Raw genomic sequence first — 14482 nt, forward strand, 5'->3', positions numbered from 1 at the left:
CAAGAGAGGAAGGAGCTTTCAATGCCACGTAAAAAAGAGGTCGTTAGTGGGAATTTCGTTAAATACGATGCGGTAGTTCTCGGTTCTGGACCTGCGGGTGAAGGCGCGGCAATGAAGCTTTCAAAAGCTGGTAAGCGTGTTGCAATTGTAGATGTGCGTGATCAACTTGGTGGTAACTGTGCACACGTGGGAACGATTCCAAGTAAAGCATTACGTCAAACAGTTTCTAGTATTATTCGCTATCAGCGTGATCCAATGTTTCAAAAAGTAGGTGAATGGAAACAGTTCACCATGAAACAGGTTCTGCGTAATGCACACAAAGTGATTCAACAACAGGTTGATACACATACACGTTTTTATGACCGTAACAAGATTGGTGTCTTCCACGGTCGTGCATATATTCAAGATAAAAATACAGTTCTAGTTTTTAGCCATGAAGGTATTAAAGAGACAATTATCTGTAAGCAAATCGTGATTGCGACAGGTAGTCGTCCTTATCATCCGCAAGGTCTCGACTTTGATCATCCTCGCGTGTTTGATTCGGACAAGATTCTTGATCTTGATTATTCAATTCAAAAAATTATTATTTACGGCGCGGGCGTTATTGGCTGTGAATATGCCTCAATCTTTATTGGTCTAGATCATAAAGTTGACTTGATTAATACTCAGCAAAAACTATTAAGTTATCTAGATGATGAAATTGCTGATGCTTTGTCATATCACTTACGTGAACAAGGTGTGTTAATTCGTCACAACGAACAAATGGATCATCTTGAAACGTTTGATGACCATGTTGTTTTACACTTACAAAGTGGTAAAAAGATTAAAGCCGATGCCATTCTTTGGTGTAACGGCCGTTCAGGTAACACAGAGGGCTTAGGTCTTGAGAACGTTGGATTAGTTCCAAACAACCGCGGCCAGCTTTCAGTAAATGATCAATATCAAACTGAAGTTGAAAACATCTATGCTGCTGGTGATGTAATTGGTTGGCCATCACTTGCTTCTGCTGCTTATGACCAAGGGCGCTGTGCTGGCGCAAACATGAGTGGTGAAGATGCGAAACCAGTACGTGATATCCCAACTGGTATCTATACCATTCCTGAAATCTCATCAATTGGTAAAAATGAACAGGAATTAACGGAAGAAAAAATTCCGTATGAAGTGGGTCAAGCTTCTTTCCGTCATTTAGCTCGTGCACAAATTACTGGTGATACAGTAGGTGAGTTAAAAATTCTTTTCCACCGTGACACTATGGAAATTTTAGGTATTCATTGTTTTGGTAATAACGCTGCCGAAATTATCCACATTGGGCAAGCAGTTATGCACAGCCCAAACAATACCTTGAAATATTTTGTTGAAACGACGTTTAACTATCCAACAATGGCTGAAGCATATCGTGTAGCTGCACTTAACGGTATGAATCGCTTGTTTTGATTTTAAATAAGTTTTCAATAAAAAAGCCTGCAAATTTGCGGGCTTTTTTATTTTCATTACACCACAGGTTTTTTATATTTTTATGACAATCCAAAATATGATTTCAGCTTTTCATCATACTAGTGTGGACAAAATGCTTGGTTAAAATATTCAAATAAATCCGGTGTTTGTTTCCATAAAATTATAGAAAGCACCAAAAGCGTGACTAGGATAAAAGTCATAATTGTTTTCAAAAGTAAGGCATTATGCGTCATGAATAACAGCCTCCTCATTTACAAAGAAATGTACGATTACCCCTAATATACTCAATGCTATTGAACATAGCCAAATCGCATTGTAATTACCTGTTAAGTCATGGTTAACACCGCCAAGCCAACCGCCAAAGAAAGAACCGACTTGATGGGTGAAAAATACAATGCCGCTCAGCATTGAAAGGTATTTAACACCAAACATATTTGCCACAATACCGTTCGTGAGCGGAACTGTTGAGAGCCATAAAAGGCCCATAATAATTCCAAAAGCATATACCGTATAAATGCTTAAAGGTAATAACAAAAAGGCAATGATCGCAATGCCACGGCTGCCGTAAAGCGCCATTAATAACTTAGGTTTTGAGAAGCGATCTCCTAACCAGCCAGCACCATAAGTCCCCACAATATTAAATAGTCCAACTAGGGCCAGAAACACGGTACCTGTAGCTGCATCAAAGCCGTGATCGATTAAATAGCCGGGTAAATGTACACCTAAGAAGACCACCTGAAATCCACAGACTAAAAAGCCTAAGGCTAACCACCAAAAGGGTTTATGTTTTCTGGCTATATTCAGTACTTGTTTAAATGTAAGCTGAGGTTGTGCAATTGCTTTTGGTGTTTGATTGCTTGGTCCTTTTAACATCCATGCAAGGGGAATAATAAGAGCAATTAACAGCGCACTAACCATTAGGGCAGCTGACCATCCAACATTCTTGAGTAAGAGAAGGGTAGATGGCAACATAATAAACTGACCGAAAGAACCTGCTGCACTTGCAATTCCCATTGCCATACTTCTTTTTTCTGGAGGGGCAGCTCGGCCTACTGCACTAAGTAAAACTGTAAAAGAGGTTGCTGATAAAGCTAAACCAATAATAAGACCTAGGCTTAAATTCAAAATGAGTACACTTGAACTAAAAGCCATTAACAGTAAGCCAAGGGCGTAAAGTAATCCGCCAACAGCAACCACAATTTTACTGCCATATTTATCTGCGATTGCGCCAGTAAAAGGTTGAACGGCACCCCAGATCAGGTTCTGCATGGCGATTGCAAGACTAAAAACATGTTGGCCCCAGCCAATCTCATGGCTCATTGGGACCAAATAAAGTCCAAAACCATGCCTAACACCTAAAGAAAGAGCCAAAATAAGGGCACTACCAATCAGCATATAGATAAGTGGCTGGGAAAAGTTGTGAGCAGTTTTAGTCATCGTTAATGGAAAATTATAATAATGTGGTCATTTATTGTAAAAGATATATCGAAAAATATCGATATAGATAATAAGAATATTTAAGAAGAATTAAAAAGTGAGTAATGTAAATATTTTATGATAAGAAATTTGAAGAAGCAGACATCATTTTGATCTCTGCTTCTTATAAAAATTAAGCTGTTGAATTACGTTCAAGTAATGCTTGTTCAAAAAGAACTTGTTCTTTTTCTTTATGTTCAGTGGTGAAGCGAATCAAAATTACACTACAGCCTGCGACCATAACCAGACCGCCTAAAATAAACAGGCAAGTTTGAACATCGAGTAAGCCTTTAAGTAAGAAACCTGCTGCAACAGCACCAACATTGCCACCCGCACCAATAATCCCTGCAACTCCACCTAATGCAGTGCGATCGATAAAGGGTACGAGAGCGTAAGTTGCTCCACATGCCATATGCGTAAACAATGCAAAAATAGTCATGGAAATAATAGCGAGCGCAACAGCATTCATTTGCGAGAAGAGGATTAAGAATAAACCTTCACCTAAAATCATGAGCACAAGTACTTTCGTGCGGCCATCTAAACCTTTTTTGAGTGCAACTTTATCGGAAATGATACCGCCTAGCGCTCGAGCGAATAATGCTAAAAGACCAAAGATTCCGGCAGTTAGTCCAGCCGTTTTTAAATCCATTTTAAATTGATCGACATAATACATTGCTGCAACGTTATGGATAAAAATCTCAATTCCAAAACTTGCACCATATGCCAAAAATAAAATCCAGACACGATAGTTGCGAGCGGCTTGCATTAAAATGGCAGTACCACCTTTTTTACCACTTCCGACCTCAATACCTTGCGCGCGAACTTCTTTAAAGTTTCCTTGAGGGCAATCTTGAGTTAATTTCCAATAAAGAATGCCAACAATAACCATCATTACGCCAGGTACGATTAATGCCACGCGCCATCCCATGGTTTGTTCAACACCAAACATCACAATTGCACCGAGCAATAAAGGCATTAAAGCTTGTGTTGCTCCACCGCCAGCATTTCCCCAGCCAGCCGTTGCCGCATTTGCTGTTCCTACAACGTTAGGTGCAAACATGACACTTGTATGATATTGAGTAATGACGAAGCTTGCGCCAATCGCACCAATAAGTAAGCGAAAGAATAGAAAAGATTCATAACTATTGGCAGCAGCTACACCAAATACTGGAATGCTGCCAACTAATAGGAGAGTGGTGTACGTAATACGGGGGCCATATTCGTCGCAGAGTGGTCCGACAATAAGCCGAACTAAAATAGTAATAGCAACAGCAGCAATATTAATATTAGCAATTTGATCTTTTGTTAAGCCAAACTCACCTTTAATCACGGGCATTAATGGTGCACACGCAAACCATGCAAAGAAACATACAAAGAAAGCGAGCCATGTCATATGGAAGGCACGCATTGCTGGAGTTGAAAAACTGAATAATTTAATTTCAGTTGCTTTTTTTGCATCTAATTGGATATTTGAAGACATACGCCGTCCCTCTGAACTGAACGAAATTTAATTTGCATGGCAATTTATTGCCTATCTGCAGACCGATCAGAGCGGACATCGTTGGCCGTCTTTGTTTATTCATTGAATCATCATTGATTCATCATGCTCTGAATAAAGCAAAGCTTGTGCCAAAAAATGAATTTTACTAAAAAGGAAAAATTACTTTCTAATTTTATTAAGTTAGTTTGTGAATAGAAAAATAATAAAAAATAAGAGGGTATTAATAAGAATTTGAAAAGGTTTCTACAGCTGTATTTTTTATAAAAAATGCTCATTTTTTTAGCATTTTGATTTAAAAAGAAGCAATTTTTAGGCGAAATAGAGTGAAAGAAAGCTATAAAAACTTATATAAGTCTTTATAGCTTTTCATGATGCAGAAGTTAGAAGCGGTAACCGACACCGGCGTAACCTAAAATTGGGTTAATTTCGATATCTGCTTTTGCATTGATTAATTCACCATACTTAGCATCATTTACTGTAATCGTCGTATCTGTTTTTAAGTGAGCATAGGAAACAGAGCCAACGGCATACCATTTATCATTAAAGTCGTAGGTGAAACCTAAAGTCGCTACAGGAGCAATAGCATCTGAAGCTTCAAGTTCTACTTTAGGATCTCCTGAGCTAGTTTTTCTTTCTAAAGCAGCACCTGCTTTACCATCTTTAATATTCACAATCATATGACCAGCATTGACTAAATCTTTCTCAATTTCTGGATTCATTTCTAATTCACTGAAATAAGCGTACATGACCCCTAGTCCAACATAGGGTCTAAATTTATTTACACCAGTTTTGCCGAAGTGATATTGAAATTCAAATGCTGGCGTCCAAGCACGTGCTGAAGCGGCACTCCCATGTCCTTCAAGATCTGTAATGAAAAGATTATTTTCAAGTTCCATAGATCCAAGAATCCCACCAGCGGGTTTTGCTGTGGCTGAAAAAGGCGCATAAATTTTCCCTTTTCCTTGTAAGTCAACTTTAGGTGGAATCCCAGCTTTTAACTCTAATGAAAAATTATCTGTAAAAAAGTAATTACTCATCAATCCTAAGGTGGTGACATCATCGGCTTCTAAACCTGTTTTGTCAGCGTCCCATTGACTTAGACCGCGCACCTCAGCTGTTCCGCTTAGCCAAGAAGGAATCGTATCTGTACCTAAACCAATAACACCAATGAGCTGTTCAAGAACGACATTACTATTACTGTCTGAAATGTTGTCTTGAATTGTTTTAACTTTAATATCTCCGACTTTAGATTGCTCATTTTCTTTAACAGAAGTATTAATTCTAAAAGGCTGAGCATTACCAGTCGGTTTAACATATAAAGGACCAGCAGAGACTGAAAAACGTTTGAAACCATCACCATCCTTTAAACTAAAATATGGTGAAGCGGCGTTAGTGATTGTTGGCAGGGCAAAAAAGGCAGCTGTCATACAAAATAATGACTTTTTCATCATAAATGGACTCCATGTCCGACATTTGTTTACTGATTTTTATTGAGCCAACCATACCGCGTTTTATTAAAATGATTGTTTATTAAAAATTAATAATTGTAATTTTTTTGAAATAATTGTTTATATTTGGCAATATTTGTTAATTTTAAATACATAATAAATAATAAAAGGCTACATAAAGCAGCCTTTTATTTAAGTTTGTTAAACTATTAGTTGAAGCGAGATAAATCCTCTTCAGGGCGTGCAGTTAAAACTTCAATGCCTGTTTGAGTCACTAAAATAGTATGTTCATATTGAGCTGAAAGTTTATGGTCTTTCGTTACAACAGTCCATTTATCGCCTAATAGTTTAGTTTGCCATACGCCAGCATTTACCATAGGTTCAATAGTAAAAGTCATACCAGCTTCCAGACGCATACCTGTTCCAGCTTGACCATAATGTAATACTTGAGGTTCATCATGGAAAACGGTACCAATACCGTGGCCACAATATTCACGTACCACACTAAAACGCTCTGATTCGACATATTTCTGGATCGCATGGCCAATATCACCTAAATATGAACCATCTTTAACAGTTGCCATTCCACGATACATCGCTTCTTGAGCAACTTTACATAGACGATTGGCTAAAATAGACGTCTCACCACCGACGATATACATCATGTTTGTATCGCCGTGATAACCATCTTTAATCACAGTCACATCAATATTTAAAATATCGCCGTTTTTTAACGTTTTATTTTCAGAAGGAATGCCATGGCAGACAACATGGTTAACCGAAGTACAAATAGAGTGCTGAAAAGCAGGGCGTCCAGGAGCGCCACCATAGCCGACACAGGCAGGAATAGCATGTTGTACATTTTCAATGTGATTACGGCAAATGGTATCAAGTTCAAGTGTACTTACACCCGCCTTGATATACGGCTTGATCATCTCTAGAACTTCAGCCGCCAGTCGTCCTGCAATGCGCATTTTTTCAATTTCATCTGGAGTTTTGATTAATCGACGTGGAGCTGTATAAGTACTGTTCATGATCTCTAAAAACTTTTGGTAATTTACAAGTGTCTATGGTATAAATAGCCGCCCATTTTATCAAATGCTTTTCGTGAATATCTTTTACGAACAAATTTGATAGGTGGAGTAAAAAATCCGCACATATATCGTCACATTACTCTGGGTGCCTGTAAAAGGGTGGAGAATGCGGATATATGGAGGCCTAACCCAACTTTTAAGGTAAAGAAAATGGCAGATTACAACGTAAGCATGCGTGACCTTCTTCAAGCAGGCGCGCACTTTGGTCACCAAACTCGTTTCTGGAACCCAAAAATGCGTCAATACATTTTTGGCGCGCGTAACAAAATTCACATCATCAACCTTGAGCACACTGTTCCTGCGTTAAATGATGCTTTGAACTTCGCTAACCAATTAGCAAGCAAAAAGAACAAAGTTTTGTTCGTTGGTACAAAACGTGCTGCTTCTAACATCATCCGTGAACAAGCTCAACGCGCTGGTCAACCATATGTAGATCACCGTTGGTTAGGTGGTATGTTGACGAACTGGAAAACACTTCGCCAATCTATCAACCGTTTAAAAGATCTTCAAACTCAATCTCAAGATGGTACTTTTGCTAAGCTTACTAAACGTGAAGCTTTAGAACGTGCTCGTGAGATGGAAAAACTTGAGCGTTCTTTAGGCGGCGTTAAAAACATGGGTGGTTTACCTGACGCATTATTTGTAATCGACGTTGATCACGAAGCGATTGCAATCAAAGAAGCGAAGAACTTAGGTATTCCTGTTATCGGTATCGTTGATACAAACTCTAACCCAGACAACGTTGATTACGTTATTCCGGGTAACGACGATGCGATCCGTGCAGTAACTCTATATGCTTCAGCTATGGCTGACGCAATTCTTGCTGGTAAAGAATACGCTCAATCTCAAGCGAACGCTCAAGCAAAAGGCGATGACGCTGCGAAAGACGCTTCTGAGGCTTAATGCGTTTTGACGCAGGCTTGTCATTTTTGCGACATGTAATGGTGGCAAATTAAGCGTCGAGAGTGCAAACGGCCCAGAGTTTCTTTGGGCCGTTTTTGTTGAAAAGATTTATTTTCTACCGATTTTAGGAGATCAACATGACTGCAATTACTGCAAGCATGGTAAAAGAATTACGTGACCGTACTGGTCTTGCAATGATGGAATGCAAAAAAGCATTAACAGAAGCGAACGGTGACATCGAGCTTGCTATTGATAACCTTCGTAAATCTGGTCAAGCTAAAGCTGCTAAAAAAGCTGGTAACATTGCTGCTGACGGTGCAATCACAATCGTTCAAGAAGGCAACAAAGCAATTCTAGTTGAAGTTAACTGTCAAACTGACTTCGTTGCTAAAGACGAAAACTTCTCTAACTTCTCTAAAGCTGTTGCTACTGCTGCTTTAGCTGCTGGTGAAACTGATGCTGCTAAAATCGCTGAATTAAAATTAGCAGACGGTCAAACAGTTGAAGAAGCTCGTATTGCGCTTGTTCAAAAAATCGGTGAAAACATCCAAGTTCGTCGTGCGAAAATCGTTGAAGGCGAAAACTTGGCTATCTACAAACACGGTTTAAAAATCGGTGTTGTAGTTTCTTATACTGGTGACGCTGATACTGGTAAAGGTATTGCAATGCACGTTGCTGCATTCAACCCAGTAGCTGTAAATGCTGAAGCTGTTCCTGCTGACCTTATCGCTAAAGAAAAAGAAATTGCTGAAGCGAAAGCGTTAGAATCTGGTAAGCCAGCTAACATCGTTGAGAAAATGGTAACTGGTTCAGTTGATAAATACTTGAACGAAGTTGCTCTTGATCGTCAAATGTACGTAATTGACAACGACAAAAAAGTTGCTGATGTATTAAAAGCAACTGGTACTACTGTTGCTAACTTCGTACGTTTCGAAGTTGGTGAAGGTATTGAGAAAAAAGCAGAAATGAGCTTCGCTGAAGAAGTTGCTGCTGCTCAAGCTGCTGCGAAGTAATTTGTATCACAATAAAAAAAGCCCCATTGGGGCTTTTTTTATCTCAGTTAAATTAAGGGTAGACAATGACAAATAAAAAAAATCTCAGTATTGGTGGTGTCATAATTTTATTGATTGCTGCATATTTTGGTCTGGATTTATCTGGGCATAAGCAAAATCAATCGCCATCATCAGTCATGCCCGAAGCTCAGCATACTGAAACTACACTTTCAAATAATGGGGCGGATACAATAAAAGCTGCTTATGAGCAGAGACAAAGTAATGTTCAAGTGCAGGGAAGTGGCCGAGTAAAAGCAATTTTAAGAGATGACAATGATGGGTCGAGACACCAGAAATTTATTCTTGTACTAAAAAATGGCCTTTCAATTTTAGTCGCACATAATATTGATTTAGCACCTAAAATTCCTAATTTGAAAAAAGGTGAGGTCGTAGATTTTTATGGTGAATATGAATATAACCCAAAAGGTGGTGTATTGCACTGGACTCATCGTGATCCACAAAATCGTCATGAAAGCGGTTGGCTCAAACATGATGGGCAAATCTACCAATAAAGCCGAATAAACAAATAAAGAGATTGTTTTTATAGAGCAATTTTATTCTATTCAGTTTCTTAAAACATGCTATGGTTTTTTTATTGAATAGATGAGACGTATTTATGCAGCGGGAGCAAGCCGATTATCTGCATGTGCGAGAGCTGGGCGGTTTAGAGTTACTAAAAGCACATTATCACCAAACACAATTTTCGAAGCATACTCATGAAGGGTACTGTATTGGTGTGATTGAAGAGGGAGCACAGTCTTTTTTTAGGACAGGCCAGCTGCATGTAGCTCCTAAAGGCGACATTATTTTAGTAAACGCTGACGAAATTCATACGGGTTCATCTGCGGTAGAGTCAGGTTGGCGATATCGGGCAATTTATCCTACACCTGAAATGTTGGCAGAAGTCAGCCAAGATTTTTTTGAAAATTCACGTGGGGCGCCATGGTTTCCTCAAGCTGTCATTCGTGACTTGGGTTTGGCTCAACAACTATGTTTACTCTTTGATTTATTAGAACAAAAAGATAATTTTTTACTTAAAGAAACGATGTATTTATCGACTTTAGCCTGTTTAATGAAGCGACATGGTCAATCAAATCATACTTTTTGTGAGTTGCCTGAAGCATATTCAAAAATATTAAGAGTTAAAGAATTACTGGTAGAAATGCCTGAAACAAACTTTTCTTTGCAAGATCTGGCTGACATGGTGGGTCTAAGTGCATGGCATTTCTTAAGACAATTTAAAAAATATGTGGGCTTGCCACCTCATGCTTGGCTTGTTCAAGCACGCTTACAAAAAGCAAGACAATTATTAAAACAGGGTGACCAAATTGCGATGGTGGCACAGCAATGTGGTTTTTCTGATCAAAGCCATTTTAATCGTCACTTTAAAAAAGCAATGGGAGTGACGCCTACTCAATATGTAGCTAGCCTAAATAACTAGATTATTAAAAATTTATTTACAGCAATTTTATTCAATATAAATCAACTCTCATTACGCATTTTATAGAGAGATCTTTTATCTTGGATTTTATATATGAATATTCAGCTTCATCAGTTGGTGAGGTTTCCAAAAAATAAGCCATCCTATCTTTTTTTACGTGGTGCAATGGATATTTTGCCCTTGTCAATTTCTGTTATTCCCTGGGCAATTTTGGCAGGCTCTATGGCAATTCATGCAGGTTTATCTTTTTATAAAGCCCTTGCTATGTCGGGAATTGTTTTTGCTGGAGCAGCTCAATTAGTTAGTTTAAGCATGGTAATAGAAGGGGCATCTACTTTTACAATTTATGTGACGATTTTCTTTTTAACGGCTCAGCATTTTATTTATGCATTAACTTTAAGAAATGACATTTCTGCTTTGTCTCTATCGAAACGGTTAAGTTTAGGTTTTTTATTAACGGATGAATTATTTGCGGTGTGTGCATCTGGTGAAAAAAGACAGCCAGAATATCTGTTAGGTGCAGGTCTGTCTTTTTATTTATTCTGGGTAGTTTTTAGCTTGGTTGGAATACTTTTGGCAACAGTGATTCCAGATCTACTAAATTATCATTTAGATTTTTCAATTGTGGCTATTTTTATTGCCATGATAGTGCCGCTATGTAAGGGAATGCCTGTAATTGCTGGTGTGCTAATGACTTGTTTAAGCGGATTTTTCTTTAAATTTTATCAAGTTGAAGGGGCAATTTTACTTTCAGGATTAATCGGGATGTTGGTTGCTGTGTTAACTGAAAAAATAGGTAAGGAGCAATAATATGTCTTGGTTTATGATTTTAGGTTTGGCAGCAATCGTCTTTTTTAATCGTTATTATTTTTTAGAACCCACTGTTAAAATTAAATTGCCGCTTATTATGAATAAGATGCTTAATTATTCTGCACCTTGTTTATTAACCGCAATTTGTATTCCAGTTGTTTTTTTTGATGGCGATAATTTAAAAGGAATTATTGATAATCCTTATATTTATGCAGCAATCTTTTGTATTGTGATTGCCCTTTATCTGAAGAAAGTACTTTTAAGTGTTATTGCTAGTTTGGTTTTTTTCTATTTTATAAATTTTCTAATAAATTACTAAAATGTAAAAGCTGAATCGAGATGATCCAGCTTTAATTCAACAATTAGGATATTGCGTGTTTTTGTCTACTTTTCCATTTAGGTAAGATTTTTCCTAGATAGGCATCCATGCACCAGACGGGGCCAATGAGTAAAAATTGTAAATCTTTAAAGAACGATGGCTTTTTGCCCTCAATTTTATGGCCATAGAACTGTCCGATCCAAGCAATCACAAAAATAGCAATATAAAATCCTACTCCTACAGGTAGGGTGTAAATGAGCCATGCCATAACAACAAGTAAAGCTGCCATTGCAACAGCAAGTACAAGATCTAAACGAGCATAAAATACTAAAGTGAGTACAAGTAATAGAGCAGTGAGCAAGGTGCTGAAATGGGCAATGATTCCAATAATAGAAAATAAAATGGCAGGAACGCAGAGCCAGTGAATTTGTTTATTGGTTGGGTTTTGATGGCTTTCGCTATATTCGTCAAACCATTCTGTAACGGATTTCATTAATGGCACGCTCCTTGTTTTAACTTTGATTTCTTTTTTCTGGATGTATTTTAGCCTGTTCTGGGGAAATTCGACAAGAAACCAACACTATTCAACTATAGCGACTTGGCAGTAAAAACTGAGGAAGGGGTAGAAGAAAAAAATAATGTGGCGCTGATTGAAAAAAGAGTCAATTCGAACTCAAAAAAAGGGTGCAATATTTCATAATATTTTTTCTGTGTTGCTCAATGATGAAAACACCAAAAAAAGTGTAATTTTGAGATGGGTGGGAAAATTGTGTGAAAAAGCTCTATTCATCTACTCTAAAAACGCCATAAATAGCCCTTATTTTAGAAAAATGGTACTAGGGTAGCGCAAATTTATTAAAGTCGCTCTAAGCGCAATTTAGAAGCGAAATAGACTTTGATAAAATAAATGCAATTTTTTGTTCGAAAAATAATCAAATCTGGGGTTGGAGAAGGGTTAAAAAAGATAATTTTTTTACCCTAAGCTAGGAATTATTTTCATAGTTTAAAACATAAAAAAGCCGCAGAAAAAATTGCGGCTTTTTACATGAGCTCTAGAGTCTATAACTTATGAAGTTGGACCATCAACGCGCTCAATATTTACTTTTGCAGTTCCAGCATTGGTAATACCAAGACGTTTAGCTGCACCGTAAGATAGGTCAAGTACACGATTGCCATGGAAAGGACCACGGTCATTTACTTTTACAACCACACTTTTACCATTGTCTTTATTCGTTACTCGAATGTAACAGTTCAACGGTAGGCTACGGTGAGCAGCAGTAAGAGCATTCATATCGAATGTGTCACCACTTGCTGTTTTGCGACCATGGAATTGACGACCATACCATGAAGCCATGCCAGTTTGGCTAAACTTACGAACAGTGTTTGAAGCTACTGTGTTAAGTTTTTCAATCACTGAAGGCTCATCTTCAGGGATTTCAATTTTTGCTGCGATAGCTTGACGACGGATTTGATCGCCAGAACGTTCAGTGATTGAAAGACTGTTAATGTTAGAAAAACGAGAATTAAAATTTTGAGTATCTTTACTCAATACACGAGCTGCTAAATTAGAACCATCTACATCACTATTTAATGATGAAGATTGCACCATTTCAGCGTGCAATGGGGCTATGCTTAAACTAGCCGTCAGTGCAAGAACGTATTTCAGCGATAACTGCATTTGTATAAACTCCTGAGAACATGTACTTTTTTCTTTCAGCGATTGACTGAAATTTAAAGTGAACATGTCTTATTATTCACTTTTGCAATTGCTACATTGGGGTGGATAATATTCATCGCTTACGGAGAGTGTCTAGTCTTTAACGAGAAATAGTTACAAAAAGGGCAAAAACTTACAGTTCTAGGTTAAAAAATAATCAAAAGTGTAACAGAATATTAAATTTGTGCGTATTGTGATCTATTTAACAAAAATATTTATTGACTTTTACATAACTCATAAAAAAGCTAGCCTATCGGCTAGCCACTTCAGTGCCTAATAACCATACAGCAGTAGCATACATACGGCTCTTATTATAGGTCGTAATCACTTGAAAATTCGGGTAAGTCAAATAGTAAATTGGACCATTATAGTCTTGTAATTGAATAACATTCACCATATCCAGATCATCAATTTTAACTAAAGGATTTAAAGGTGAAACCCCGAGTGTCTTTAATGCACCATATGGAAAAGGTTGAGTTAAATCTTTAGCAATAACACTCTCTGGATTTGACCCTGTATAACGTGCCATAAACCCGATAGGTTGATCGCGTTGCCATCCTTGTTTTGCTAAGTAATTTGCGATTGAACCGATTGCATCTTCTGCAGAGTTTCTTAAATCGATGTGTCCATTACCATCATAATCGACCCCATATTTACTAATATTACTCGGCATAAATTGTGGATAGCCAATTGCACCTGCATAGGAACCTACAATACTACTTGTTGGGTAACCTTCTTTATAAGTCCATGCAATAAGAGCAGCAAGTTCATCACCAAAATATTCAGCACGGCGAGGGTAGCCAAAAGCAAGTGTGGCTAATGCATCACGTGTAATAAATGAACCTTTATTTGCGCCATAACCTGTCTCAACACCCAAGATGCCCAAAATGACAGCTTGAGATACACCATATTGTTGTTCAGCACGGTTTAAAGCATCTGCATATTGGTTTTTAAAACGCACACCGCGTTGAATTGTTCCTTCAACCAAAAACATAGAACGATAGTCATACCAAGGTTTGCTTTCACCTGGACGAGTCATAATATTTAGAATGTTTGGTAAATTTTTTGCACCATTCATAGCTGCATCAACTTGATCGCCACTTAACCCATAAGCGCTCATCGTTTTTTGTTTAAAATTTACATAATCAGGATGTGTTGCAAAATCGTTGGCCTGAGCGAAGTGACTTGTACTGATTAAACCAGTACATAAAGCAAGCATTTTTAAAGTTTTATTTAAGTGTTGAGACAACATATCGTTTTGAAATT

General features: G+C 37.8%; 14 protein-coding genes. 7 read left to right on the forward strand and 7 right to left on the reverse strand.

Going from position 1 to position 14482, the window contains the following annotated elements; translation table 11 throughout:
• Positions 1-21: 21 nt before the first annotated feature.
• On the forward strand, positions 22-1434 hold the full coding sequence (sthA, locus tag AOLE_RS05500) for a Si-specific NAD(P)(+) transhydrogenase (RefSeq protein WP_004790990.1): 1413 nt from the start codon (positions 22-24) through the stop codon (positions 1432-1434).
• A gap of 243 nt (positions 1435-1677) precedes the next feature.
• Here the strand turns inward: sthA and AOLE_RS05510 are convergent, their stop codons facing one another.
• The 4 genes from AOLE_RS05510 to map form a co-directional block, all read right to left on the reverse strand.
• Positions 1678-2892 (reverse strand): MFS transporter, encoded by a 1215-nt coding sequence (locus AOLE_RS05510; RefSeq protein ID WP_013197207.1) that lies wholly within the window; start codon positions 2890-2892, stop codon positions 1678-1680.
• A gap of 172 nt (positions 2893-3064) precedes the next feature.
• Complete coding sequence (locus tag AOLE_RS05515; protein ID WP_013197208.1) at positions 3065-4411, reverse strand: MFS transporter; 1347 nt, start codon at positions 4409-4411, stop codon at positions 3065-3067.
• A 401-nt stretch (positions 4412-4812) separates the two neighbouring features.
• The gene (locus AOLE_RS05520) at positions 4813-5883 is read right to left on the reverse strand and encodes an OmpW/AlkL family protein (RefSeq protein WP_013197209.1); all 1071 of its coding nucleotides are present in this window, start codon (positions 5881-5883) and stop codon (positions 4813-4815) included.
• A gap of 206 nt (positions 5884-6089) precedes the next feature.
• The gene (map, locus tag AOLE_RS05525) at positions 6090-6914 is read right to left on the reverse strand and encodes a type I methionyl aminopeptidase (protein ID WP_004790999.1); all 825 of its coding nucleotides are present in this window, start codon (positions 6912-6914) and stop codon (positions 6090-6092) included.
• A gap of 210 nt (positions 6915-7124) precedes the next feature.
• Between map and rpsB the strand changes: the two genes are divergently transcribed.
• The 6 genes from rpsB to AOLE_RS05555 all read left to right on the forward strand — a co-directional run bounded on the left by rpsB (position 7125) and on the right by AOLE_RS05555 (position 11499).
• On the forward strand, positions 7125-7877 hold the full coding sequence (gene rpsB, locus AOLE_RS05530; RefSeq protein ID WP_002118204.1) for a 30S ribosomal protein S2: 753 nt from the start codon (positions 7125-7127) through the stop codon (positions 7875-7877).
• Positions 7878-8014: 137 nt separating this feature from the next.
• A complete protein-coding gene (tsf, locus tag AOLE_RS05535) occupies positions 8015-8890 on the forward strand; it encodes a translation elongation factor Ts (protein ID WP_004791001.1) in 876 nt (291 codons plus the stop codon).
• A 65-nt stretch (positions 8891-8955) separates the two neighbouring features.
• The gene (locus tag AOLE_RS05540; protein ID WP_013197210.1) at positions 8956-9441 is read left to right on the forward strand and encodes a DUF3465 domain-containing protein; all 486 of its coding nucleotides are present in this window, start codon (positions 8956-8958) and stop codon (positions 9439-9441) included.
• Positions 9442-9545: 104 nt separating this feature from the next.
• Positions 9546-10370 carry an AraC family transcriptional regulator gene (locus AOLE_RS05545; protein ID WP_013197211.1) on the forward strand — a complete coding sequence of 275 codons (825 nt, stop codon included), beginning with the start codon at positions 9546-9548 and terminating at the stop codon, positions 10368-10370.
• Positions 10371-10463: 93 nt separating this feature from the next.
• Entirely contained in the window at positions 10464-11180 is a 717-nt protein-coding gene (locus tag AOLE_RS05550; RefSeq protein WP_013197212.1) for an AzlC family ABC transporter permease, read from the forward strand.
• Position 11181: 1 nt separating this feature from the next.
• Positions 11182-11499: an AzlD domain-containing protein gene (locus AOLE_RS05555; RefSeq protein ID WP_013197213.1), complete on the forward strand. Its 318-nt coding sequence runs from the start codon at positions 11182-11184 to the stop codon at positions 11497-11499.
• A 43-nt stretch (positions 11500-11542) separates the two neighbouring features.
• Here AOLE_RS05555 and AOLE_RS05560 read toward each other — a convergent pair whose 3' ends face one another.
• From AOLE_RS05560 to mltB, 3 genes are all read right to left on the reverse strand, one after another.
• Entirely contained in the window at positions 11543-11992 is a 450-nt protein-coding gene (locus AOLE_RS05560) for an Mpo1 family 2-hydroxy fatty acid dioxygenase (RefSeq protein ID WP_013197214.1), read from the reverse strand.
• 573 nt (positions 11993-12565) lie between these two features.
• Positions 12566-13177, reverse strand: a complete 612-nt coding sequence (locus AOLE_RS05570) for a septal ring lytic transglycosylase RlpA family protein (RefSeq protein ID WP_004791014.1) — start codon at positions 13175-13177, stop codon at positions 12566-12568.
• 289 nt (positions 13178-13466) lie between these two features.
• Complete coding sequence (gene mltB / locus AOLE_RS05575; protein ID WP_013197215.1) at positions 13467-14468, reverse strand: lytic murein transglycosylase B; 1002 nt, start codon at positions 14466-14468, stop codon at positions 13467-13469.
• Positions 14469-14482 lie beyond the last annotated feature (14 nt).

The organism is Acinetobacter oleivorans DR1 (assembly GCF_000196795.1).
In the GTDB taxonomy this organism is placed as follows: Bacteria; Pseudomonadota; Gammaproteobacteria; order Pseudomonadales; family Moraxellaceae; genus Acinetobacter; species Acinetobacter oleivorans.